Below are 23,267 nucleotides of genomic sequence, written 5' to 3' on the forward strand. Positions count from 1 at the left end.
CATCTGTGATACAGCCGCCAAGGCGCCCTCTTCATCGCGCGGCCCGAAGTTGAAATTCTTGAGCTTAGATCGTGTCCCGATATAGCTTTCAAAGGTGCCAATTTCATCGTCAGCTTGGCGATGGACGCGACATGTATCCGGTGTTCCGCAACAGCGAAAAGGCGCCTAGCAGCACCAATCCTGCGGCGAACAGGAAGGGATGTGCCGGCTCGGGCACCGCCGGCGGCAACTCGGGGCCAGATACCTGCATCACATTGACGATTGTGTCATCGGTGATCCGGTAATCGGGGACATTCGAACTACCAGCAGCTACAAACACGGAACGTGTAAGCCGGTAGTTAGTCATTGGGGAAAGGTCACAAACCGAGTCATCTGTTGCGCCTCCAGATAAAGAAACTGCGCCCACCTCACCACAGGAAACGATAAGCAGAGCCGCGATACACTTCGAAGTGAGCCTCATACGACCTCCTATCCTCACGAAATGAAAACACTACTCCAACTGCTAGTAACAACAATCGTCGGCTTTGCTTTGGGCTGTGCGCTCCTGCGTGATGACGACGAACTGATGCTGGTCGCCGGCGCGATGACCGCCTCAGCATTCTTTACTCTCTATCTGATTCTATTCGCCGCCCACTCCATCTTCAAACGCCGCCCACAAAGTGCTTCCTACGCCGACTACTGCGAGGAGTCGTTGCTTGGCTTCGACTCACGTGGCGAGTTAAAAATCGAAAGCAAATATCCGGTCTAAGCGATCTATTCGTCCTTCCCGAGTTTTGCTTTTGCCGCCTTTACCAACTCACGTAGCTTTCTCGCGACTACATCCGGACCGCTAGTTACCTGCCTGTTCGCATTCTCGAACAATGACTGTTCCGATCGCAACGGCTCGTTTGGCATCGAGTGAATGCCTTTCGCTTCAAACCGCTCAATGCGTTTGTCAAACTCAGCGCTTATACCGATCCCCTTTTGGGCAACATCATCTCGCACCTTCGGAACGTGACCTTGGTCGATCGTCTCAGAAGGCGAACCGCCTGCAGCCTGGCGCGAACCGCTGTTACTCGTTCCGAATCTCGACTTGAATGCGTCAAAGTCCTTCTGTACGTTCCTTTCAATCTTGGGGTCTTGGGATATCGTCCGAAAACTGTCCTCAACATCCTGGAACGACCCGGGCAAAGCGGCGCCCCCTGTGTAGTCTTGTGGGCGAGGTCGCAAAATTTCCCAAGTACGTCTCCAGCTTGATAAGCTCTGCAGCGCTTCCTTTCCCCTCATTCCGAAGCAGCTTCTCGAATAGCTGAATATTCTGGGGATCTTTAGCCAAGTCTTTACTTAACAACTCGCCGCGCTGATAAGCGTCCGATACCGGCTATCAACTACGGCCGCTCATGGCGCTTTCCTGTCGACGCATTACACCAATATCTGCATCAGGAGGCAAACGCGCATTTGAACTCCAGCGTGACCACCACTTCAAAATTGCCTGGCCCACGATTGCGGCGGAGCCTCCCTGACCTGACTCGTACGGTTAAGGTGGCGTAGTCCAGAGGCGCTCTGCAAGGTCGGATCCACGCAAGGAAACGTAGCGCATGAACACGCGTGGATCTTTGTGCCCCGTAATACGCATGACTTCCTCCGTACGAAATAACCAACTCCCCCCCCGTCCTTCATCAGCACCCACCGGCAAGTAGCTTCGTGTCGCAGATCGTGCGCGGTCAAGTCATTGCACTCGGCGAACGCGAAGGCACGCCCCAGCGCGCGGCTTAACAGCGATGTCACGCGCGCCAATTCTTTGCTGTCTGCCCCATCAATCCACCAAGGGAAAATCGCCGCCTTGGCGCCGGCACCCTTGACTTCTTCGACGCGACGCTTCAGCAAGGCGTAAACATCAGGCAGCAGTGGGACATCACGCGCGGCACCAGTCTTGCTCCTGCGGATGTGCACGGTACGCATGTCCAGGCGTACATCCTGTACGCCCAAGGTGTACGCTTCGCGCAGACGCAAACCGGTGTTCACCAGTAAGAGGAAGAGGTCCATCAACGCAGCACCATCTGGCAGCTCAAGGGCGCGTTCGCGCCCCTCCCGCTTATCTCCGCGTAGCGCAGCGACAATACGCGCCTCTTCATCGGCCTCCAATCGCCGGTCGCGGCTCACGTCCTTCTTCGACGCGATGTTGTCGCGCGCTTCCAAGAGCAAGCCCTCATGCGCGTTATACGTCGAATAATTCTTCGGCAGCAGCCGCAATGGATTGGCAATGGGCTGTTCGCCGGCCTTGGCTTCTCGTTTTAAGAACCAGTCCAACAGGCGCGCAACAGCACCAACACGCTTACGGATCGTCCCAGGCGCCAGGTAATGCTCGAGTTTTAACGAACGCACCCAGTCTTCTGCCCACTCATATTTCAACACCCTGTCTGCCCGTTCGGCGCCGATTTGAAGCCGCAGCAAATCGAGAATGGCGCTATCCAACGCACTGACCGGAACCGCGGCCTGGTAATCTCGCATCAGTTTAGCCAACGTCTCGGAGCTGACGCGAACGCGCTGCGTCACCAAGTCGTGCGGCAAATGACCTTGCGCCAGCAACGCTTCCACCTGCTCGCCATAATTGCGCGCGTCCACTTCATTCGCAAAGGTTGAGTAGAAAATGCCTTTGGGCAGAGGCCGGTGCTTGATTCGCAGTTCGTACTTTTCGCCCCGTTTCCTGACCATCGCCATAGTTGCCTCCATGACATTGGGTGGCAAAGTGGCAGAAGACTGGCGTCGACGGCCAACTCGCGTAGACGGCCAACGCAGGCCGTATCAGGGTGGTTTTGCCACCCAAATGAGGTGGCAGAGAACCATTATGAGGCATTTGGACGCAAAAAAGCCGGGAAGTTCCCGGCTGATTCGCAAGCTAAGTGCTTGATTTGTTTGGAGGCGAGGGCCGGAATCGAACCGGCGTACACGGCTTTGCAGGCCGCTGCATAACCACTTTGCTACCCCGCCGTAAGGCTGGAAGAAACAACCGGCGAGGCCTGGTTCTTTCTAAGAATTCTGGAGCGGGAAAAGAGTCTCGAACTCTCGACCTCAACCTTGGCAAGGTTGCGCTCTACCAACTGAGCTATTCCCGCATGGGTTTGAAAAACTTGGAGCGGGAGAAGAGTCTCGAACTCTCGACCTCAACCTTGGCAAGGTTGCGCTCTACCAACTGAGCTACTCCCGCATGGAGTTATTTCATTTTACTACTGCTGCTCCAGTGAACTGGAGCGGGAGAAGAGTCTCGAACTCTCGACCTCAACCTTGGCAAGGTTGCGCTCTACCAACTGAGCTACTCCCGCATTTCAGAGGAACCGCATTATCGCAGAAACATTCTCATATTTCCAGTGCGATTATTACTGCTTCGTTACCGCTTTGTTGCCGATGACTTTTTGGAGCGGGAGAAGAGTCTCGAACTCTCGACCTCAACCTTGGCAAGGTTGCGCTCTACCAACTGAGCTACTCCCGCTTTGCATCGCTGCGTCGTCATCAACAGCAGGCCAGCATTATAGATGATCCAAAGACGCTGTCAAGGGGCAATATTGTTATTTACGATAAGTTGCCCGACCGTTCCTTGATCAGGGGCCACGCCTTCTTCAGGTAGTAGAACATGGACCATACGGTGAGGACGCTGGCCAGCCACAGCAACAGGTCGCCCCAGAAGCGGGTATCAATCGCACCCCACAGCACGTCGTAGTACAGCAGCATCGGGATGGCGCTCATTTGCGCCGCCGTCTTGATCTTGCCGATCGAACTGACCGCCACCGATTTGGAGGCGCCAATCTGCGCCATCCACTCGCGCAGCGCGGAAATCGTGATTTCGCGGCCAATGATGATGAAGGCGACAATCGGGTGGCAGCGGCCGCCGTCCAGGTTAAGCAGCACCAGCAAGGCGCCCGCCACCATCAGCTTGTCGGCCACCGGGTCGAGGAAGGCGCCGAAGGCTGATGTCTGCTGCCAGCGGCGGGCCAGGAAGCCGTCGAACCAGTCGGTAACGGCGGCAACGATGAAAATCAGGGTGGCGGCCAAATTGCGTTCGTGCGGGCTAAGCCAGGTGACGGGGAGGTAGAACACGCCTACGACCAGGGGAATCAGCGCGACGCGCAACCAGGTCAGAAGGATCGGGATGTTGAAAGGCATATGCGGTGTATAGGAATTGTAATGACGCGCCGCTAGTGTATAACGACGGCGCGATCAAAGCCAATTTGACTGCGAAAACCGGTAAACCTGGGTACGACCCGGAGGGTCGGACCCTGTCTGCGCTGCGGTGAGGGGATGGGTCTAGGCCTTTGAATTTCTCAGAACGTCAAAGGCCCAGAACCAACCCCGCGACAGTCGATCAGACAGGGTTAGACCCATGCCGGATGGCCGTCCCGTCTGACCCTGGTTTACCGGTTTTCAGTGGAGCTGCCGGTAGATTTCTTCGGCCAGCGTGTCCGAGATGCCCTCCACCGATTTCAAGTCCTCGATACTGGCGTTCATCACGCCTTTCAGCCCGCCAAAGCGGGACAGCAGCTTCTGGCGGCGCTTGGCGCCAATGCCTTCAATCTCCTCCAGGCGCGAGGTCTGGCGGGCCTTGGCTCGCTTGGCGCGCATGCCGGTGATGGCAAAACGGTGGGCTTCGTCGCGGATCATGGCCACCAGCATCAGAGCTGCGGACTCCTTGCCCAGTTCCTGCGGCTCGCGGCCATCGACGAAGACCAGTGTCTCCAGGCCGACGCGCCTGCCCTCGCCTTTCGCCACCCCGACGATCAGGCTGATGTCCAGTCCCAGCTCGACAAACACCTGGCGCGCCATTTCGACCTGCCCCTTGCCGCCGTCGATCAGCACCACGTCCGGCATGACGCCGTCGCCGCCCGCCACTTTTTCGTAGCGGCGCGTCAGCACCTGGCGCATGGCGGCGTAATCGTCGCCCGGCGTGATGTCGTTGATGTTGTAGCGGCGGTACTCGCCGTTCTGCATCTGGTGATGGTGGAACACCACGCAGGACGCTTGCGTCGCCTCGCCGGCCGTGTGCGAAATGTCGAAGCACTCCACGCGCAGGGTGTCGAGGTCTTCGTTTTCCAGCCCGAGCACTTCGGCCAGGGCGCGGGTGCGGGCCTGCTGCGAGCCCTGCTCGGACAGCAGGCGGGCCAGCGATATCTCGGCGCCCTTCTGCGCCAGCTCCTGCCACTGGCGGCGCTGGCCTTGCGGCTGGAATACAAGGTGGATGCGGTGCCCGCACTGTTCCTGCAGCGCCAGGATCAGCTCCGGCTGGTCGAATTCGATATTCAGGATCAGGGTGCCGGGAATCGACTTCTCGGTGTAATGCTGCACCAGGAAAGCGGCCAGCACTTCCTGTTCGATCGGGCGTTCGGCCACGACCTCCGCATCCATCACGTGGGTCGGGAAGTATGCCCGGTCGCCCAGGTGGCGGCCGCCGCGCACCATCGCCAGGTTGACGCAGGCACGGCCGCCCTGCACCACCACGGCCAGGATATCCACGTCCTGGTCGCCGGTGGTTTCCATCGACTGCTGGTGCAACACCTTCGACAGCGACTGGATACGGTTGCGCACCACGGCCGCCTGCTCGAATTTGAGATCGGTGGCATAGGCGAGCATCTTCTGCTCCAGCTCCTCCAGCACCTCCGTCTGCCGGCCGCGCAGGAAGCGCGCGGCGTTGTTGACGTCATTGCGGTAGTCCTCCACCGCGATCAAGCCCACGCAGGGTGCGCTGCAGCGCCCGATCTGGTGCAGCAGGCAGGGACGCGTGCGGTTCATGTACACGCTGTCCTCGCAGGTGCGCAACATGAAAACCTTTTGCAGGATCTGCATCGATTCCTTCACCGCCCACGAGGAAGGGAAAGGACCGAAATACTGGTGCTTGCGGTCGACCGCGCCGCGGTAGTACACCATGCGCGGTACGTCGCCGCCGGTGATCTTCAGGTAGGGATAGCTCTTGTCGTCGCGGAACAGGATGTTGTAGCGCGGCTGCAAGGCCTTGATCAGGTTGTTTTCCAGGATCAGGGCCTCGGCTTCGCTGCGCGTCACCGTGGTTTCCAGGCGCGCGATGCGCTCGACCATCAAGGCAATGCGCGGGCTCGAAAGATTCTTCTGGAAATAGCTCGACACGCGCTTTTTCAGGTCGCGCGCCTTGCCCACGTAGAGCACCTTGTCTTCGGCATCGAAGTAGCGGTACACGCCAGGCAGGTTTGGCAGCTTGGCAACGGTGGCCAGCACCTGTTCGCGCGGGTCTGGGGTTTCTTCAGTCATTCGCTCGTTCGACGATCGCATAGGCGACCGCGTAATCCTCTTCATCGCTCACGGAGATATGGGCGACCAGCGCATTCTGCAACATGAATTCGCCCAGCGCGCCGCTGCAGGCCATGTACGGCTTGCCTGAATCATCATTGAGCAGCTGCGCGGTATGCCAGGTCATCGGCGGGCGCAGGCCCAGGCCTAGGGCCTTCGAGAAAGCTTCCTTGGCTGCGAAGCGGGTCGCCGCATAGCGCACGCCGCGCAGCGGGCTGCGGGCGCAACGCTCCTGGAAAACCGCGAATTCTTCAGGACCGAGGATCTTGCGCGCAAAGCGCTCGCCGCTGCGTTCCAGCGCGGCGGCAATGCGGGGAACTTTGCTGACGTCCGTCCCGATCCCGTAGATCATTTTGCGCCCAGGCGGGTCGACACCATGATGGCCTTCATTTCGCGCACGGCATTTTCCCAGCCGGCGAAGATCGAGTGCGCCACGATGGCGTGGCCGATATTCAGCTCCGCGATTTCCGGTATGGCGGCAATGGCCTGTACGTTGGTGTAGTGCAGGCCATGGCCGGCATTGACCTTCAAGCCGTTTTGCACGCCCCAGCGCACGCCGTCCCTGACGCGCTGCAGTTCGCGCGCCTGCGCTTCGCCTTCCGCATCGGCATAGGCGCCGGTGTGCAGTTCGATCACCGGCGCGCCGACTGCGGCGGCAGCCTTGATCTGCTCTTCATCGGCGTCGATGAACAGGGACACGCGAATGCCCTCCCCTTGCAGCTGTTTCACGGCGGCCTCCACTTCCTTGTGGAAGCGCACCACGTCCAGCCCGCCTTCGGTGGTGATTTCGGTGCGTTTTTCCGGCACCAGGCAGACGTCGGCCGGCTTGATGCGGCAGGCGAAGTCGATCATCTCCTGGGTCACGGCCGCTTCCAGGTTCATGCGCGTCACCAGTTGCGGCACCAGCGCAATTACGTCGGCATCCTTGATGTGGCGGCGGTCTTCGCGCAGGTGCAGGGTAATGCAATCGGCGCCGGCCTGTTCGGCCAGCAGCGCCGCGCGGATCGGGTCCGGGTACACGGTGCCGCGCGCATTGCGCAGCGTGGCGACGTGGTCGATATTCACGCCAAGGTCGATGATGGTGCCGGATGGTGACAGGAAGCTCATGTTCTTTTCTTAAAGTTGCAGCAAATCGATCAATATCTGGCGCGTGTTCAATGGCGCGCCGCCAAGGTGCCAGGACAACAGGTAGCGCATCAGCTGCTTGCTTTGCGCCTGCGTGGCCGGGTCGCTGTAATCTCCGCGCTCGATATCGAGCAGCGTCTTGCCTGCGACACTCGGGGCCGTGTCTTCATCGCGTTCCGGGCGCGGCCCGCGATCCGGGTCTACCACATAATGTACATCGGCCAGCACTTTCGTGCGCGAGGCGGTGCAGCGCGTCAGGTCGGCCGCCACGCCGGTCTCCTTCAGCAGCGCCATTTCGAACTTGCGCAGCACGATCGGCGCCGGTTCATTGTGGGCCAGCTGGTTCAGCGTGGAGACGTAATGGTCGAACAGCTTCGCATGCGCGTCGTCGCGTGCGGTCAGCTTGACCAGCAGTTCATTCAGGTAGAAGCCGCACAGCAGCGCGGTCTTTTCAAGGGGCAGCATGCCGCCGACCCAGTCGGCATCGGTCAGCGTGCGCAATTCGTTCTTGCCGGTCCAGCCGGTGGTCAGGGGCTGGAAGGTTTGCAACACGCCGCGCAGCTGCGAATGCGGACGCTTGGCGCCCTTGGCGATCAATGCCACGCGCCCGTAGTCGCGCGTGAACAGCTCGACGATGAGCGAGGTTTCCTTGTACGGGTAGCTATGCAGCACAAAGGCCGGCTGTCCCGTCACGCGGGTGCCGACAGTGCGCTGCTGCCCTGGTGGGCGGCGCTTCTGCGCCGGCGGGGCTGGTACGGCCGCGCTCGTGTCCCGGCTGGGGTCAGACCCCAAGTGAGACACGGGCTCGGCTGTCAGGACAGGCATTATTCGTAGCCGTATGCGCGCAGGCCGGCTTCGTTGTCGGCCCAGCCGGATTTCACTTTCACCCAGATCTCGAGGTAGACCGGGCCGCCAAAGAGTTTTTCCATGTCCTGGCGGGCCTGGGTGCTGACTTCTTTCAGGCGCGCGCCCTTGTTACCGATGATCATGGATTTGTGGCTGTCGCGCTCGACCAGGATGGCGGCAAAGATGCGGCGCAAATTGCCTTCCTGCTCGAACTTCTCGATCAGCACCGTGCTGGTATAAGGCAGCTCGTCGCCCACAAAGCGGAACAGCTTCTCGCGCACGATTTCCGAGGCCAGGAATTTCTCGCTGCGGTCGGTGATATCGTCCTCGCCGAAAATCGGCTCATTCTCCGGCAAGTGTTTCTTGATCTCGTTTTGCAGGCCATCCAGCTGGAAGCGCAGCTTGGCGCTCACCGGCACGATCGCCGTGAACTGGAATTTCTCGGCGATCTGCTGCGCGAATGGCATCAGTACCGCCTTGTCCTTTACGCGGTCCGACTTGTTGATCACCAGGATCACCGGCACATTCTTCGGCAGCAAGTCCATCACTTGCTGGTCGGCCTGGCCGAAGGTGCCCGCCTCCACGATGTACAGGATCAGGTCCGACGATTCCAGCGTATTCGTCACCGTCTTGTTCAGCGTCTTGTTCAGCGCATTCGAATGGCGGGTCTGGAAGCCGGGCGTATCGACGTAAATGAACTGCGCGTCGCTGACAGTCTGGATGCCGGTGATGCGGTGGCGCGTGGTCTGCGCCTTGCGCGAAGTGATGCTGACCTTGGCGCCGATCAGCGTATTCATGAGGGTCGACTTGCCAACGTTCGGGCGGCCGACAATGGCGATGTAACCGCAGCGGAAGCCGGCGGGAGTGGGTGCACTAGTCATGATGCAAACTCAATTCAGTTATTGTTTGGCGAGCTTCTTGTCCGCCGCCGTTTCGCCCTGGACCGTGGCGATGCCGGCCAGCTTGAGCTGGGCCGAGCGCTGGCGCGGCTTGCGGCCGGCCGATGGCGCTTTCTTCAGCGCTTCTTCGGCCACTTCCAGCGCCAGCTTGGCCGCAGCCTGCTCGCCGGCGCGGCGGCTGCCGCCCCGCCCGAACACCTGGATGCCCAGCTTGGGTACCAGGCACTCGATCTCGAACTCCTGGCTGTGCGCGGCGCCGTGGGTGGCGACCACGTTGTACAGCGGCAGCGAGATCTTCTTCGACTGCAGGAATTCCTGCAGCAGGGTCTTGGCATCCTTGCCCAGCGTCTGCGGGTCGACCGAATCGAGGATCGGGATGTAGAAGGCGCGGATCACCGCTGCGGCCTGGTCGAAACTGCCGTCCAGGTAGATGGCGCCCAGCAAGGCTTCCAGCGTATCGGCCAGGATCGACGGGCGCCGGAAACCGCCCGACTTCAGTTCGCCTTCGCCCAGGCGCAGGAACTGCGACAGTTCCAGCTTCTGGGCGATTTCGAACAGGGATTGCTGCTTGACCAGGTTGGCGCGCACGCGCGACAGGTCGCCCTCATCGAGGGAGTTGAAACGTTCGTACAGGATGGAGGCGACTACGCAGTTCAGGATCGAGTCGCCGAGGAATTCCAGCCGTTCGTTATGCAAACTGCTGTGGCTACGGTGCGTCAGGGCCTGCTGGAGCAATCCAGCATCCTGGAACGTGTAGCCCAACCTGGTTTGCAATAACTGTAAATTCATCACTTATTATTCAACCTTCTTCTTTGCGCCAGCCTTTGCTGTCGTGCCCTCGTATTCCAGCAGGATGCTGGCCGGGCCAACCAGGGGAATCTTTTTCTCATACGCAAAGCTGATGTCGAAATCAGTGCCATTGCGCTCCAGCATCAAATCGTGGCCGGTAATAGACGTGATATAACCCGTTTCCGCACTCCTGGCGAAAGATCCCTGGATGGCCGAGACATTGTCGCCACCATCCTTCTTGGCACGCTCGATCGCGTTCACGATGGCGCGGTACTCGATGTAGGTCGGCAGGATTTGCGCAGCAATCAGGCCGACGCCCGCAAGGATTGCAATACCAAAAATCAGGCCAATCAGGCTGATACCACGTTCATGCTGCTTGCGCATAAGTTCTACTCTCCTGTCTGCTTAGCGGATGCCGCCAAGACGATCGAAATTGAAATTACCCAGGTTCATCCAGACAAAGAAGGCTTTGCCCACGATATTTTTGTCCGGTACGAAACCCCAGATTCGGCTGTCGGCACTATTGTCCCGATTGTCGCCCATCATAAAGTAATTTCCTTCAGGAACTACACACGAAAACCCTTCGTAGTTGTAAGTGCAGGCCTCACGGTGCGGGAAATTGTCGTCCACCTGGCCGATCAGGACCGGTGGCGCCTTTTCGTTGTTCAGGATGCGGTGCTGTACATTGCCGAGCTGTTCGGTAAATTGCTTCTGGTAAGTAAGAGTGCCTTCTTCCAGGTAATCTTCCATCGGGGTATAGCCAACTGCCTGGCCATTCACCGTTAAGCGCTTGTTTTGATAAACAATTTTATCACCCGGCACACCAATTACCCGCTTGATGTAGTCCTGGCTCATATCCTTCGGATACTTGAACACCATCACATCGCCGCGCTGCGGATCGTTGACCTGCACCACCTTCCTGTTCAGGATAGGCAGGCGAATGCCATAGGTGTATTTGTTCACCAGGATCAGGTCGCCCACCAGAAGGGTCGGCACCATCGACGAGGATGGGATCTTGAACGGCTCCCACAGGAAAGAGCGCAGGAAGAACACCAGCGCGATCACCGGGAAGAAGCTGCCCGAATATTCGATCCAGGTCGGCTGGCGCAGGATGTCCGCTTCCAGCTTGGAGCGGGCATTGCCCTGCTCGTCCATGCGGATGCCGTTGGCAGCCGAGCGCGCCATGCGCTCGTCATATTCAACCAGCGCCTTGTTGGCGGCAGCGCGGCGCTGCCTGGAAAACACCACCAGGTCGAGGACCCAGATGATCCCCGTCACCACCATCAGGACGAACAGGATTAAAGCGAAATTGCCCAGGATGGATTGCAGTGTCATTTCTCTTCCACTTGAAGGATTGCCAGGAATGCCTCTTGCGGGATCTCCACGGAGCCCACTTGCTTCATGCGCTTCTTGCCTGCTTTCTGCTTCTCGAGCAGTTTCTTCTTACGGGTGATGTCGCCGCCGTAGCACTTGGCCAGCACGTTCTTGCGCATCGCCTTGACGTTTTCACGCGAGATGATGTTGGAGCCGATCGCTGCCTGGATCGCCACGTCGAACATCTGGCGCGGGATCAGTTCGCGCATCTTGGCCGCCACGGCGCGGCCGCGGTATGGCGCATTGGCGCGGTGCACGATGATGGCCAGCGCGTCGACCTTTTCGCTGTTGATGAGCATGTCGACCTTGACCACGTCGGCAGCACGGTTTTCCTTGAACTCGTAGTCCATCGACGCGTAGCCGCGCGAGGTGGACTTCAGCTTGTCGAAGAAGTCCAGCACGATTTCGGCCATCGGCATCTCGTACACCAGTTTCACTTGGCGGCCGTGGTAAGCCATGTCCATCTGGATGCCGCGCTTGGCGATGCACAGGGTGATCACGGAACCGACATACTCTTGCGGCATGTACAGGTTGACCGTCACGATCGGCTCGCGCACTTCGTTGATGTGGCTCGGGTCCGGCATGCGCGACGGGTTGTCGACGTGGATCACGGTGCCGTCGCGTTTCTCGACTTCATACACCACGGTCGGTGCGGTGGTGATCAGGTCCTGGTCGAATTCACGCTCCAGGCGCTCCTGCACGATTTCCATGTGCAGCAGGCCGAGGAAGCCGCAGCGGAAACCGAAGCCCAGCGCCTGCGACACTTCAGGTTCGAACTGCAGCGCGGCGTCGTTCAGCTTCAGCTTTTCCAGCGAGTCGCGCAGCGCATCGTACTGGTTGGCTTCCACCGGGAACAGGCCGGCGAACACCTGCGGCTGGACTTCCTTGAAGCCTGGCAGCGGCGCCGGAGCGCCGTTTTGTGCATGGGTGATGGTGTCGCCAACACGGGCGGCTTTCAGTTCCTTGATGCCGGCGATGACGAATCCCACCTGGCCTGCGGTCAGCTGGGACAGCGAGACGGAACGCGGCGAGAAGATACCGATGTCTTCCACCAGCTGCACCGAGTCGGTCGCCATCAGGCGGATCTTTTCTTTTGGACGCAGGGTGCCGTTCACCACGCGCACCAGCATCACCACGCCCACGTAGGCGTCGTACCAGGAGTCGATGATCAGGGCTTGCAGCGGCGCTTCCGGGTCGCCTTTTGGCGGCGGCACCTTGGCGATGATCGATTCCAGCACGTCTTCCACGCCCAGGCCGGTCTTGGCCGAGCATTGCACGGCGTCGCCGGCTTCAATGCCGATCACGTCTTCGATCTCGGCGATCGCGGTTGGCGGGTCGGCGTTCGGCAGGTCGATCTTGTTCAGTACCGGCACCACTTCCACGCCCAGATCGAGCGCGGTGTAGCAGTTGGCCACGGTCTGCGCTTCCACGCCCTGCGACGCGTCCACCACCAGCAGCGCGCCTTCGCAGGCGGACAGGGAACGGCTCACTTCATAGGAGAAGTCGACGTGGCCCGGGGTGTCGATCAGGTTCAGGTTGTAGATTTCGCCGTTGCGCGCCTTGTACTTCAGGGCTGCGGTCTGGGCTTTGATGGTGATGCCGCGTTCACGTTCCAGGTCCATGGAGTCCAGGACCTGCGCTTCCATCTCGCGGTCGGACAGGCCGCCGCACAGCTGGATGATGCGATCCGCCAGCGTGGACTTGCCGTGGTCAATGTGGGCGATGATGGAAAAGTTGCGAATGTTGTTCATTAAAAATCGAAACGAGCTATAACAAAAAGGCGCTTGAGCGCCTTTTTATGGAATTCAATGCAAGGGTAACCCCCGGCATTTTACCGGATTTCAGAGGGGAAAGCCGGATTTCTAGAGGGAAGACTGTGAAATAGTGCCATTCCGGCAATCATTTCGACAACACGGCCCGTACTTTGGCCTCATCCAGGAAGTAATGGCACAGCTCTGGCTCGTTCAGATCGGCGAACAGCACCGGTACCAGCTCGTCGAAGCGCGCCACCAGGGCTTCGTCGGCATCAACGTCAATGACTTCGACAGTGAACGGCTTTTCCGGGGTTTGCAGGGCATTCAGGGCTGCCAGCATGTCTTCGCACAGGTGGCAGTAGGAACGGGAATAAAGGGTAAAGTGCGGAGTGGCGTGCATTCAGGGCTTGCGTGGGCTGGTCTGCGCCCCCTCGGGCGCGGGCTGCCATTGTAGCGCGCCGGGCGGGATGGTGATGATGATAGCCTGCGGCTGAACGGGCGCAGTCGCCACCGTTGCGACGGGTTCCTGTCTGGCGAACCGTCCCTGCGGCGGCGCATAGTTCATGACGAACGTCATGACAGTAATCATGAGTGCTATCGATCCTAGCGTCGCGCCAACCGTCCATTTCACAACTGTCGCAACGGCACGCTCGAGGTCAGCTTTAGTTGCCATCTCCCTGTCGAGGCGCGCCAGGATGGCTTGAGAATCACGCTCCACGATGGTTACCCTTGTGCGAATAACTTCATCTTCGGCGTGCGCGTCGTAGTTGCCAAACTCATGCGGCATGGCGTCCTCCTGGCGCGCAGGGCGGAGAACCAAACGTAACGCCGCCGCGGGCTTGCCGCCTTGAGGGGCGACAAACGCGCGGCGGCGTCGGGCCGAGCGGTGCTTACTTGGAGGCGGGCGCCGGGCGCAGCGAGAAGTGCTGCGCCTGGTTGCCGCGGCGCACCAGCACGGCGGCGGCCCGCTTCGGATCGAGCTTGGCCACGGCAGCATTGAACTGCTTGGCGTCCACGATGTCCTGGTTGTTCAGCATCAGCAGGATATCGCCCTGGCGCAGGCCGGCAGCCTCGGCCGGACCGTCGGTATCCTCAACGATCACGCCTCCGGACACGCCCAGTTCACGCTTCTGCGCCGCAGTCAGGTCGCTGACTACGAAGCCCAGCGCATTGACCGCACTGGCTGGCGCCTCGTCCCTCTTCTCGCCCTTCTTGCCGCCCGAACGAGCAGCCACCTTGTTGTCCGGATCAGCCTCGCCCACCGTGACATGCACATCCACCGGAGCGCCCTTGCGCCACACGGTCAAAGTCGATTTGCTGCCTGGCGCGGTGCCCAGCACCATGCGGGTCAGGTCTGCAAAGCGGTCGATATCCTTGCCGTTGTACTTGATGACGACATCGCCCACGCGCAGGCCGCCCTTGTCGGCCGGGCTGCCCGGTTCGACCTGGGTCACCTCGGCGCCCTTGTTGTTCTTCAGGCCCAGCGACTCGGCGACGTCCTTGTTCAGCTCGCCAATCTGCACGCCCAGGCGACCGCGGGTCACCTTGCCGGATTTCTTCAATTGGTCGGCCACGCGCATCGCCTCGTCGATCGGGATCGCAAAGGAAATGCCGTTATAGCCACCGGACAGCGTCGCGATCTGCGAATTGATGCCGATTACTTCGCCCTTCAGGTTGATCAGCGGCCCACCCGAGTTGCCCGGGTTGACCGCCACGTCGCTCTGGATCAGCGGCAGCAGGTCGCCGGTATCGCGCGCCTTGGCCGAAATGATGCCGGAGGTGACAGTGTTCTCGAGATTGAATGGGGAACCGATCGCGATCACCCATTCGCCGACGCGGGACTTGTTCGGGTCGCCAATGGTCAGGTAGGGCAGCTTGCCGCCGCTATCGATCTTCAGCACGGCCACGTCGGCGCGCGCATCGGCGCCCAGCACCTTGGCCTTGAATTCCCGCTTGTCGGTCAGGGTGACGTACACCTCGTCGGCGCCATCGACTACGTGGGCATTGGTCAGCACATAGCCGTCGGCCGACACGACAAAGCCGGAGCCGATGCCGCGCTGGATCTCCTGGCCCGGGGTCGGCAGGTTACGGCGGCGCGGCGCCTGGCCGCGCGGCATTTGCCCGCCGAAGAAGCGGCGCAGGAATTCCTGCATTTCATCGGCCTGGCCAGCCGCGTCGACGTCGCGCTGGGTAATGCGTTCGGTAGTACGGATATTCACGACAGCCGGGCCGACTCGCTCAACGAGGTCGGCAAAGTCCGGCAAACCGGCCACGGCGGGAGCCGCCGCATAGGCGGGCGCGAAACCGGCAACGGCCGGCAGGCCGAGGGAGGCTGCACTGAGTACCAGCGCAGAAATCATGGTTTTTTTCATGGTTGCGTTCAGTGAAAGTCAATGAAGAACAAGCAATATAAATCAGCTTCGTGTTAAACGGGAGCCGGATATTGTGACGATATGTTGCGGGCAACCCCTCGCGGTTTCAAGAGGCCGCTTCGGCAGCTTCCGACCCTTGCCCCGCTCCCTCACCCTCGCCCGCCTGCTTGCTCTCGCCCGGCACGGCCTCCTGGCACGCCGGCTCGCCGGCCACCGCCTGCGTTCGCACCAGATGACTGTCGCGCTCCGCCTCGTCCAGCGCCGCCGCCAGCCGCGCCACGAAGCCTGCACTCGGCTCGATGTCGGCAACACTCAGGCGCAAGGCCTCCCCGATCACCGCATTGACCTGGGCGCCCACGGGCAGCTCATCCTCATCCGGCAGCAAAATCATTGCTCCTCCTCACCAACGCTTATCGACAGGCAAATCCAGTAAAGGCCGCAGCCGCCGTGCAATCGCTTCGCGGGCCCGAAAAATCCGGCTGCGCACGGTTCCCAGCGGACACTCCATGATTTGCGCAATTTCCTCATAACTCAAGCCCTCGATTTCCCGCAGCACGACGGCAGTTCGCAACTCCAGCGGCAAAGCCTCCATGGCCGCATCGATGGCCAGCATCACCTGCTTGCTGAGCAACATCGACTCCGGCGTCCCGATTTCCGGCACCGGCGCCGGAAGCTGGGACGGCGCCACACCCTGCGGTGCGCTTCGCTGCCGCCGCCGCAGGATCGCATTGCGCGCCCCATTCAAGGCAATCCGGTACAGCCAGGTGTAGAACGCCGCCTCGCCCCGAAAGCGCGGCAAGGCGCGGTACGCCTTGAGGAAGGTCTCCTGCACCACATCCTCCGCCTCGGCCGGATCGCGCAGCAGCCGCAGGACCAGGCGCAGCAGGCGCCGCTGGTAGCGCGCCACCAGCTGGTCAAACGCGGCCCGCTCCCCTGCCCGGGCCCGCTCCACCAGCTCACGATCTGGGTCCACCTTCATAAGAGCAGTCCCGCGAAGATTGGTTCACATTTTTTGAAGCTGGGCCCGCACTGCCGCCTGCAGCCGGCGCCACTCGCCGCGCGCCACCGAATCCGGCAGCAAGGCCAGCCACAGGCGCAGCCCTCCTTCCAGCTCGAGGTGGAGCAGCAAGGCGGCCGGCCACGCGGTGCAACCATCGAGCAAGCGTGCCCGGCACTGCTTCCGGTATACCGTCAGCCGGATTTCTCCGACACCGGAAATATCAATGTGGCTGCAATTGACTTCGCGCCGCAGGCTTGCCAGGGCTGCCACCGCCAGCAAGGGCTGCCCGCTCCATGCCCCGACAGCCAGCACGGACGCAACAATCCCTGCCCGCAAAACGCGCAGGCATGGCGACGGACGAACAGCGACAGATGCCGCGATCGACATAGGAATAAATGAAGGGGGGTACAGCGGGAGCGCTCGCCCCGGTACTGAGACCGGGGCGAGGCTTGGAAGTTCCGTTTAGACTTTAGCGAACAGCAGGCTGCCGTTCGTTCCGCCGAAGCCGAAGGAGTTCTTCAGCGCATAGTTGATCGTGGCATCACGCGCGGTATTGGCGCAGAAGTCCAGATCGCATGCCGGATCCTGGTTGAACAGGTTGATGGTCGGTGGGATCACCTGGTTGTGGATTGCCAGTACGGTGAACACAGACTCCAGGCCGCCAGCGCCGCCCAGCAGGTGGCCGGTGGCCGACTTGGTGGAGCTGACAACCAGCTTCTTGGCGTGGTCGCCGAAGGTGCGCTTGACACCCTGGACTTCCGCCACGTCGCCCTGCGGCGTCGAGGTGCCGTGCGCGTTCACATAGTTCACCTGGTCAGGGTTGATGCCAGCGTTGCGCAGCGCGTTCTGCGCCGACTTGCTGCCACCAGCGCCATCTTCCAGCGGCGAGGTCATGTGATATGCATCGGCGCTCATGCCAAAGCCCAGCACTTCTGCATAGATCTTGGCGCCGCGCGCTTTCGCGTGTTCGTACTCTTCCAGGACCATGACGCCGGCGCCTTCGCCCAGCACGAAGCCGTCGCGGTCCATGTCCCATGGGCGGGACGCGGTGGCAGGATCATCGTTGCGTTGGGACAGCGCGCGAGCCGAAGCGAAACCGCCCAGGCCCAGCGGCGACACGGTCGATTCCGCGCCGCCGGCGATCATGACATCCGCATCGCCATATTCAATGGCACGGGCTGCCACGCCGATCGAATGCAGGCCGGTGGTGCAAGCCGTCACGATGGACAGGTTGGGACCGCGCATGCCGTACTTGATCGACAGGTTGCCGGAAATCATATTGATGATCGAGGCCGGCACGAAGAATGGGGAGATACGGCGCGGACCGCGCTTGTCGTAGTCTTCCTTCTGCGCTTCAATCATCGGCAGGCCGCCGATGCCGGATCCAATGATCACGCCGATGCGATCGGCATTTTCTTCGGTGACGGTGATGCCGGAATCCTGGATTGCCTGGATGCCAGCGGCCATGCCGAAGTGGATGAATTTATCCATGTGACGCGCTTCTTTGGCGTCGAGGTAGTCCTCGACGTTGAAGCCCTTCACTTCACCCGCGAAACGGGTGGAGAAGGCCGACGCGTCAAAACTAGTAATGTTTGCGATCCCGGACTTGCTCTCGGTGATTGCTTTCCACGCGTCGGCAACGCTGTTGCCGACGGGGGAAATAACACCGAGGCCGGTGACCACTACACGACGGTTTTTAGAACTCAAGCGAGTCTCCCGGAGTGGATCGGAGAGTCAGGGCTTTGATTAGGCCTTGACGTGTGCAGTTGCGTAGTCGATCGCTTGCTGCACGGTGGTGATCTTTTCAGCTTGTTCGTCTGGGATTTCCATTTCGAACTCGTCTTCCAGTGCCATTACCAGCTCAACGGTGTCGAGGGAATCGGCGCCCAGGTCGTCGACGAAAGAGGATTCGTTCTTGATGTCTGCTTCAGCGACGCCCAGTTGTTCAGCGACGATTTTCTTAACGCGTTGTTCGATATCCGACATGTTATGGCTCCAATATGTTGTTACGGAAAGCGCGCATTTTAGCAGGTTTGCGCGCCTATAAACTAATTTCGACGTTTGATTTGATCTACGTTGAAATCACTATTAAATGATGCGATCGTGCGGCATTATGCCGCATAACCGTATCAATTCATATACATACCACCGTTCACGTGGAGGGTGGTACCGGTAATATATGCGGCCGCTGGCGAGGCCAGGAAAGCGACGGCTGCCGCGATATCTTCCGGCTTACCCAGGCGGCCCAGTGGAATCTGGGTCAGCAGGGCCGTATGCTGGTCTTCGCCCAGCGCCTTGGTCATATCGGTATCGATAAAGCCGGGGGCGACGCTGTTGACGGTAATGTTGCGGCTGCCGATTTCACGGGCCAGGGCGCGGGTCATGCCCTCGACGCCAGCCTTGGCGGCAGCGTAGTTCATCTGGCCAGGGTTGCCGGCCGATGCCACCACGGAGGTGATGTTAATGATACGCCCAGCCTTCGCTTTCATCATGCCGCGCAGGACAGCACGCGACAGGCGGCCCACCGAAGTCAGGTTGGTGGCGATCACGTTGTCCCACTCCTCGTCCTTCATGCGCATGGCCAGCTGGTCCTGCGTGATGCCCGCGTTGTTGACCAGGATGCCGACGGCGCCGTAGGTTTTCGAGATATCGTCGATGACGGCAGCGCACTGCTCGGCATTGGTGACGTTCAGCACCATGCCCTTGCCTGCTTCGGCGCCGATGTCGGCCAGGTAGGCCGAGATCGCTTCTGCGCCGGCCTCGGTGGTGGCGGTGCCGATCACCTTGGCGCCCTGGCGGGCCAGTTCTTGCGCGATTGCCTTGCCGATGCCGCGCGAGGCGCCGGTCACCAGTGCTACTTGATTAGCGAGAGTCATTGTCATCCTTGTTTATTTCAGGGTTTCCAGCATGCGCTCGAGGGTTGCCTGGTCGTAGATGGCCTCGCCAACCAGGACCGGATCGATACGCTTGGCCAGGCCCATCAGGACCTTGCCCGGACCGCATTCAACCACATTCGTGATGCCGTCCGCAGCAACTTTCTGCATGGTTTCCACCCAGCGCACCGGGGAAGCGGCCTGGCGCACCAGCGCGTCCTTGATCGAAGCCGGGTCGTTCAGCACGGCCACATCCACATTGTTGATCAGCGGGATTTGCGGCGCGTTGAAATGGATCGAAGCCATGTACTCGCGCAGGCGATCCGAAGCCGGCTTGAGCAGCGAGCTGTGGAACGGCGCGGAAACCGGCAGGCGCATGGCGCGCTTGGCGCCTTTCGCCTTGGCGATTTCACAGGCCTTGTCGACCGCGGCAGCGTGACCGGCGACCACGACTTGCGCTGGCGCATTGTAGTTAACCGCTTCCACCACTTCACCAGGAACGGCAGCCGCCGCTTCGGCGCAGGCTGCACGCACGTCTTCATCGGAAAGGCCCAGCATCACAGCCATGGTACCCTGCCCGACTGGCACGGCTTCCTGCATCGCTTGGGCGCGGAAGCGCACCAGCGGCACCGCATCCTTGAAGGAAATCACGCCTGCAGCAACCAGGGCCGAGTACTCGCCCAGCGAGTGGCCGGCAACCACGGTTGGCACCGGGCCGCCAGCGGCGATCCAGGCGCGGTAGGCTGCCACGGCAGCGGTCAGCATGACCGGCTGGGTATTGGTGGTCAGGTCGAGTTCTTCTTTCGGGCCTTCAGCAATCAGCTTGGCCAGGTCGAACTGCAATGCGTCGGAAGCTTCGGCAAGGGTCTGTGCGACCACTGGATTGCCGGCAAAACCTTCCATCATGCCCACGGCCTGGGAACCCTGGCCCGGGAATACGAACGCGAATTTATTCATCTTTCAACCTTTAGACTTCTTATTCTAAAAAGGACTGCATTTTATTACATTCGGGCCAGTACGGCACCCCACGTAAAGCCACCGCCTACACCTTCCATCATCACCACATCGCCCTTCTTGATGCGGCCATCGCGCACTGCGACGTCCAGCGCCAGCGGGATCGAAGCTGCGGAAGTATTGCCATGCTGGTCGACGGTCACCACCATCTTTTCCGGCTCCATGCCCAGCTTCCTGGCGGTGCCGTTCATGATGCGGATATTGGCCTGGTGCGGGATCAGCCAGTCAATCTGGCCGGAAGTCATGCCTGCCGCGTCCAGTGCCTCGTAGGCCACCTTCTCCAGCACCGACACCGCCAGCTTGAACACCGCCTGGCCATCCATGTACAGGAAAGCGCTGCCGTCGATCGCGCCGTTGGACAGGCTGCCCGGCACGCGCAGCACATCGGAATGGCGGCCGTCAGCATGCAGCTTGCACGCCAGGATGCCAGGCTCTTGCGACGCGCTCATGACAATGGCGCCAGCGCCATCGCCAAACAGCACGCAGGTGGTGCGATCTTCGAAATTCAGGATGCGAGAGAACACTTCCGCACCGATCACGAGCACATTCTTGTGCATGCCGGACTTGATGAAGCTGTCCGCCGTCGCCACCGCGTAAACGAAGCCGCTGCAGACGGCCTGCACGTCCACTGCCGCGCAGTTGTTGGTCATGCCCAGCTTCTTCTGCACGATGCAGGCCGTGCTCGGGAAGCTGCCGTAAAAGTCCGGCGTGGAACTGGCAACGATGATCAGGTCGATATCGTCCGGCTGCATGCCGGCCATTTCCAATGCCCGCTTGGCCGCGATCACACCCAGGTCGGACGAAGCCTGCTCAGGCTCCGCATAGTGGCGGGCGGAAATGCCGCTGCGCGACACAATCCACTCGTCCGAAGTCTCGATGCCCTTGGCAGCCAGCTGGGCTGCCAGTTCATGGTTGGTGACGCGTTTCTCAGGCAGGTAGCTGCCCGTGCCTACGATCTTGCTGTACAGGGTCATGCGTGTCTCTCGTTTGTGGTGTCGTCTCTTCCTGCGGCATCAGTTCGGCAATCATGGCCGACAGATGCTCTTGCAAATCATGATGCGCCGCCTCGTAAGCGCGGCGGATTGCCCATTCAAAGGCTTCCACGCCCGCCCCACCATGGCTCTTGAATACCAGGCCGCGCAGGCCCAGCAGGCCGGCGCCGTTAAAGCGGGCAGGATTCAGGCGTTGGGTGATCATGCGCAGCGCACCGCGCGCGATCAGCGCACCCAACATGGTGATCGGGTTACGCTTGAATTCTTCGGTCAGCACCACCTTGAACAAGCTGGCCAGGCCTTCGATGGCCTTCAGCGTCACATTGCCGACAAAACCGTCGCAAACGACGATGTCGGTGGTACCTTTGAAAATATCGTTCCCTTCCACGTTGCCGTAGAAGTTCAGGGCGCCGCGCTCGTGGTCGGCGCGCAGCAAGGCAGCGGTGGCTTTCACCACTTCATTGCCCTTGATGTCTTCCGTGCCCACGTTCAACAAGCCGATGGTCGGGCGTTCGATGCCCTCCATGGCCTGCACCAGCACATAACCCATGATAGCGAATTGGTGCAGGTGGTGCGGTTCGCAATCCACGTTGGCGCCCAGGTCCAGCATATAGGTTGGCTTGCCCAGCTTGTTGGGCATGATGGTGCAGATGGCCGGACGGTCGACGCCGGCCATGGTCTTCAGCACGTAGCGCGAGACAGCCATCAGGGCGCCGGTATTGCCAGCCGAAACACAGCCGGCAACGGCGCCGCTCTTGACCTGCTCAATGGCCACGCGCATCGACGAATCCTTCTTGCGGCGCAAAGCGACCTCGAGCGGGTCATCCATGGTGACCTGTTCGGAAGCGTGAAGGACGGTGAGGCGCGGCTCGGCCTCGGCGTGGTGCTTTTTCAGTTCAGCGCGAAGGACGTCTTCCAGGCCAACAAGGACCAGCTCGGCATTCGGTTCGTGCTTGAGGAAAGAGAGTGCTGCGGGGATCGTAACTGAGGGGCCGTGATCGCCACCCATGCAGTCGATAGAGATTTTAATTGTCATTGTATAACTCAAAGAAAAAGCGGCGCGACGTCAGAAAATCCTGCGTAGCACCGCTTTGTCTTGTCGCTGAAGCGAAACGTCGATTACTCGTCGTTCTTGGTCTTCAGCACTTTGCGACCACGATAGAAGCCGTTAGGCGAAATGTGGTGACGCAGGTGGGTTTCACCGGTGGTTGGCTCAACGGCCAGGTTCGGTGCTACCAGAAAATCGTGCGAACGGTGCATGCCGCGCTTCGACGGGGATTTCTTGTTCTGTTGAACAGCCATGATGACTCCTAATACTAAAGTTCTAAGATTTTAACACATCCGATGCGCAAAAACATGCGAATCGAGCTTTTACATCCATGCCAAACTCGATTACTGCACGCGTTTTGACACGTTCTTTGCTACTACAAACTGATTAATTCGTTTTCAGGCCTTTCAGGCCGGCGAAGGGCGACGCCTTCTCATTCTTCGCAGAGTCGACCAGCGAGGTATCAGGACACACTTCGTGCTTCGGCGACTGCGGCAAGGCAAGCAGGGCCTCATCTTCCACCAGGTCCATGAGATTCATGGAGCGCGCACCGACGATCACGTCAATGCTTTCATCATCAATGATTTCCTCGATCTCGTCCGCATCCTCGTCGTCCTTGCCGAGCATCAGGAGCGTCGACGAATCGATGTCGTAATCAAACGGGGTCAGGCAGCGCTGGCACACCAATTGCACTTTGCCGGCAACGGTCAGGCGCATCTGCGGGAAGCCCTGTTTGCTGGAACCACCCTCCACCTTCCAGGTCAACTCACCGGAAGTGTTAGCGCATTCCTTGCTAAGCCGGGTCATTTCAGCGACGGGCGTTACCCCTTCCTTGCTGCTGTTGGTCCGACAGAATTCAAAGGCGTCGATCTCAAAAGCATTCATTGGCT

The 23,267-nt window shown here is 60.2% G+C and carries 27 protein-coding genes and 5 tRNA genes; 1 reads left to right on the top strand and 31 read right to left on the bottom strand.

The genetic code is table 11. The features are described 5' to 3' along the window. Nucleotides 1-109: 109 nt before the first annotated feature. Nucleotides 110-460, bottom strand: coding sequence for a PEP-CTERM sorting domain-containing protein (locus tag ACN9M3_RS20930; RefSeq protein WP_426162461.1), 351 nt, complete (start codon nucleotides 458-460; stop codon nucleotides 110-112). A 21-nt stretch (nucleotides 461-481) separates the two neighbouring features. Here ACN9M3_RS20930 and ACN9M3_RS20935 point away from each other — a divergent pair, with 21 nt between their 5' ends. Further along, nucleotides 482-748, top strand: coding sequence for a hypothetical protein (locus ACN9M3_RS20935; protein WP_426162462.1), 267 nt, complete (start codon nucleotides 482-484; stop codon nucleotides 746-748). 713 nt (nucleotides 749-1,461) lie between these two features. Here the strand turns inward: ACN9M3_RS20935 and ACN9M3_RS20940 are convergent. The 30 genes from ACN9M3_RS20940 to ACN9M3_RS21085 all read right to left on the bottom strand — a co-directional run bounded on the left by ACN9M3_RS20940 (nucleotide 1,462) and on the right by ACN9M3_RS21085 (nucleotide 23,262). After that, nucleotides 1,462-2,700 carry a site-specific integrase gene (locus ACN9M3_RS20940; RefSeq protein WP_426318519.1) on the bottom strand — a complete coding sequence of 413 codons (1,239 nt, stop codon included), beginning with the start codon at nucleotides 2,698-2,700 and terminating at the stop codon, nucleotides 1,462-1,464. A 196-nt stretch (nucleotides 2,701-2,896) separates the two neighbouring features. After that, nucleotides 2,897-2,970 (bottom strand) — tRNA-Cys (locus ACN9M3_RS20945). Between the two features lie 49 nt (nucleotides 2,971-3,019). After that, nucleotides 3,020-3,095, bottom strand: a tRNA-Gly gene (locus ACN9M3_RS20950). A gap of 16 nt (nucleotides 3,096-3,111) precedes the next feature. Further along, nucleotides 3,112-3,187 (bottom strand) — tRNA-Gly (locus ACN9M3_RS20955). A gap of 39 nt (nucleotides 3,188-3,226) precedes the next feature. After that, nucleotides 3,227-3,302, bottom strand: a tRNA-Gly gene (locus ACN9M3_RS20960). A gap of 91 nt (nucleotides 3,303-3,393) precedes the next feature. Continuing rightward, nucleotides 3,394-3,469: transfer RNA gene (locus ACN9M3_RS20965), tRNA-Gly, on the bottom strand. A gap of 80 nt (nucleotides 3,470-3,549) precedes the next feature. Then, nucleotides 3,550-4,140: a CDP-diacylglycerol--glycerol-3-phosphate 3-phosphatidyltransferase gene (gene pgsA, locus ACN9M3_RS20970; RefSeq protein WP_426162464.1), complete on the bottom strand. Its 591-nt coding sequence runs from the start codon at nucleotides 4,138-4,140 to the stop codon at nucleotides 3,550-3,552. A 258-nt stretch (nucleotides 4,141-4,398) separates the two neighbouring features. Further along, nucleotides 4,399-6,252, bottom strand: a complete 1,854-nt coding sequence (gene uvrC / locus ACN9M3_RS20975; RefSeq protein ID WP_426162465.1) for an excinuclease ABC subunit UvrC — start codon at nucleotides 6,250-6,252, stop codon at nucleotides 4,399-4,401. Continuing rightward, on the bottom strand, nucleotides 6,245-6,643 hold the full coding sequence (gene acpS, locus ACN9M3_RS20980) for a holo-ACP synthase (RefSeq protein ID WP_426162466.1): 399 nt from the start codon (nucleotides 6,641-6,643) through the stop codon (nucleotides 6,245-6,247). Before acpS ends, uvrC begins: the two co-directional genes overlap by 8 nt. Further along, nucleotides 6,640-7,398 (bottom strand): pyridoxine 5'-phosphate synthase, encoded by a 759-nt coding sequence (pdxJ, locus tag ACN9M3_RS20985; RefSeq protein WP_426318520.1) that lies wholly within the window; start codon nucleotides 7,396-7,398, stop codon nucleotides 6,640-6,642. The genes acpS and pdxJ overlap by 4 nt, the downstream gene beginning before the upstream one ends. Nucleotides 7,399-7,407: 9 nt before the next feature. Beyond that, nucleotides 7,408-8,241, bottom strand: a complete 834-nt coding sequence (gene recO / locus ACN9M3_RS20990) for a DNA repair protein RecO (protein ID WP_426318521.1) — start codon at nucleotides 8,239-8,241, stop codon at nucleotides 7,408-7,410. Continuing rightward, entirely contained in the window at nucleotides 8,241-9,143 is a 903-nt protein-coding gene (era, locus tag ACN9M3_RS20995; RefSeq protein WP_426162469.1) for a GTPase Era, read from the bottom strand. Before era ends, recO begins: the two co-directional genes overlap by 1 nt. An 18-nt stretch (nucleotides 9,144-9,161) precedes the next feature. Then, on the bottom strand, nucleotides 9,162-9,950 hold the full coding sequence (gene rnc, locus ACN9M3_RS21000; protein ID WP_426162470.1) for a ribonuclease III: 789 nt from the start codon (nucleotides 9,948-9,950) through the stop codon (nucleotides 9,162-9,164). 6 nt (nucleotides 9,951-9,956) lie between these two features. Further along, nucleotides 9,957-10,334 (bottom strand): DUF4845 domain-containing protein, encoded by a 378-nt coding sequence (locus tag ACN9M3_RS21005; RefSeq protein ID WP_426162471.1) that lies wholly within the window; start codon nucleotides 10,332-10,334, stop codon nucleotides 9,957-9,959. 21 nt (nucleotides 10,335-10,355) lie between these two features. Continuing rightward, the gene (gene lepB / locus ACN9M3_RS21010; RefSeq protein WP_426162472.1) at nucleotides 10,356-11,285 is read right to left on the bottom strand and encodes a signal peptidase I; all 930 of its coding nucleotides are present in this window, start codon (nucleotides 11,283-11,285) and stop codon (nucleotides 10,356-10,358) included. Then, complete coding sequence (gene lepA, locus ACN9M3_RS21015; RefSeq protein ID WP_426162473.1) at nucleotides 11,282-13,075, bottom strand: translation elongation factor 4; 1,794 nt, start codon at nucleotides 13,073-13,075, stop codon at nucleotides 11,282-11,284. Before lepA ends, lepB begins: the two co-directional genes overlap by 4 nt. Nucleotides 13,076-13,223: 148 nt before the next feature. Beyond that, on the bottom strand, nucleotides 13,224-13,478 hold the full coding sequence (locus ACN9M3_RS21020) for a glutaredoxin family protein (protein ID WP_426318522.1): 255 nt from the start codon (nucleotides 13,476-13,478) through the stop codon (nucleotides 13,224-13,226). Further along, entirely contained in the window at nucleotides 13,479-13,865 is a 387-nt protein-coding gene (locus ACN9M3_RS21025) for a hypothetical protein (RefSeq protein ID WP_426162475.1), read from the bottom strand. It lies immediately after the preceding gene. A gap of 103 nt (nucleotides 13,866-13,968) precedes the next feature. Further along, nucleotides 13,969-15,450, bottom strand: coding sequence for a DegQ family serine endoprotease (locus ACN9M3_RS21030; protein WP_426318523.1), 1,482 nt, complete (start codon nucleotides 15,448-15,450; stop codon nucleotides 13,969-13,971). Between the two features lie 106 nt (nucleotides 15,451-15,556). Continuing rightward, a complete protein-coding gene (locus ACN9M3_RS21035; protein WP_426318524.1) occupies nucleotides 15,557-15,841 on the bottom strand; it encodes a hypothetical protein in 285 nt (94 codons plus the stop codon). A gap of 9 nt (nucleotides 15,842-15,850) precedes the next feature. Then, the gene (locus tag ACN9M3_RS21040) at nucleotides 15,851-16,429 is read right to left on the bottom strand and encodes a sigma-70 family RNA polymerase sigma factor (protein ID WP_426162478.1); all 579 of its coding nucleotides are present in this window, start codon (nucleotides 16,427-16,429) and stop codon (nucleotides 15,851-15,853) included. Between the two features lie 24 nt (nucleotides 16,430-16,453). Beyond that, the gene (locus ACN9M3_RS21045) at nucleotides 16,454-16,837 is read right to left on the bottom strand and encodes a protein YgfX (RefSeq protein ID WP_426318525.1); all 384 of its coding nucleotides are present in this window, start codon (nucleotides 16,835-16,837) and stop codon (nucleotides 16,454-16,456) included. A 75-nt stretch (nucleotides 16,838-16,912) separates the two neighbouring features. Beyond that, nucleotides 16,913-18,157: a beta-ketoacyl-ACP synthase II gene (fabF, locus tag ACN9M3_RS21050; protein ID WP_426162480.1), complete on the bottom strand. Its 1,245-nt coding sequence runs from the start codon at nucleotides 18,155-18,157 to the stop codon at nucleotides 16,913-16,915. Between the two features lie 39 nt (nucleotides 18,158-18,196). Further along, nucleotides 18,197-18,436 carry an acyl carrier protein gene (acpP, locus tag ACN9M3_RS21055; RefSeq protein ID WP_028104092.1) on the bottom strand — a complete coding sequence of 80 codons (240 nt, stop codon included), beginning with the start codon at nucleotides 18,434-18,436 and terminating at the stop codon, nucleotides 18,197-18,199. Nucleotides 18,437-18,579: 143 nt separating this feature from the next. Next, entirely contained in the window at nucleotides 18,580-19,332 is a 753-nt protein-coding gene (gene fabG / locus ACN9M3_RS21060; RefSeq protein ID WP_426318526.1) for a 3-oxoacyl-ACP reductase FabG, read from the bottom strand. Nucleotides 19,333-19,338: 6 nt separating this feature from the next. Next, complete coding sequence (gene fabD / locus ACN9M3_RS21065) at nucleotides 19,339-20,280, bottom strand: ACP S-malonyltransferase (protein ID WP_426318527.1); 942 nt, start codon at nucleotides 20,278-20,280, stop codon at nucleotides 19,339-19,341. A gap of 44 nt (nucleotides 20,281-20,324) precedes the next feature. Next, entirely contained in the window at nucleotides 20,325-21,311 is a 987-nt protein-coding gene (locus tag ACN9M3_RS21070; RefSeq protein WP_426162483.1) for a beta-ketoacyl-ACP synthase III, read from the bottom strand. Continuing rightward, nucleotides 21,265-22,365 (bottom strand): phosphate acyltransferase PlsX, encoded by a 1,101-nt coding sequence (plsX, locus tag ACN9M3_RS21075; protein WP_426318528.1) that lies wholly within the window; start codon nucleotides 22,363-22,365, stop codon nucleotides 21,265-21,267. The genes ACN9M3_RS21070 and plsX overlap by 47 nt, the downstream gene beginning before the upstream one ends. Before the next feature lie 83 nt (nucleotides 22,366-22,448). Then, nucleotides 22,449-22,631, bottom strand: coding sequence for a 50S ribosomal protein L32 (gene rpmF, locus ACN9M3_RS21080; RefSeq protein ID WP_028104096.1), 183 nt, complete (start codon nucleotides 22,629-22,631; stop codon nucleotides 22,449-22,451). Nucleotides 22,632-22,764: 133 nt separating this feature from the next. Beyond that, nucleotides 22,765-23,262, bottom strand: coding sequence for a YceD family protein (locus ACN9M3_RS21085; RefSeq protein ID WP_426318529.1), 498 nt, complete (start codon nucleotides 23,260-23,262; stop codon nucleotides 22,765-22,767). Between the last annotated feature and the right edge of the window lie 5 nt (nucleotides 23,263-23,267).

Origin of the sequence: Pseudoduganella sp. R-43 (genome assembly GCF_049913255.1) — a bacterium.
GTDB lineage: Bacteria > Pseudomonadota > Gammaproteobacteria > Burkholderiales > Burkholderiaceae_D > Rugamonas.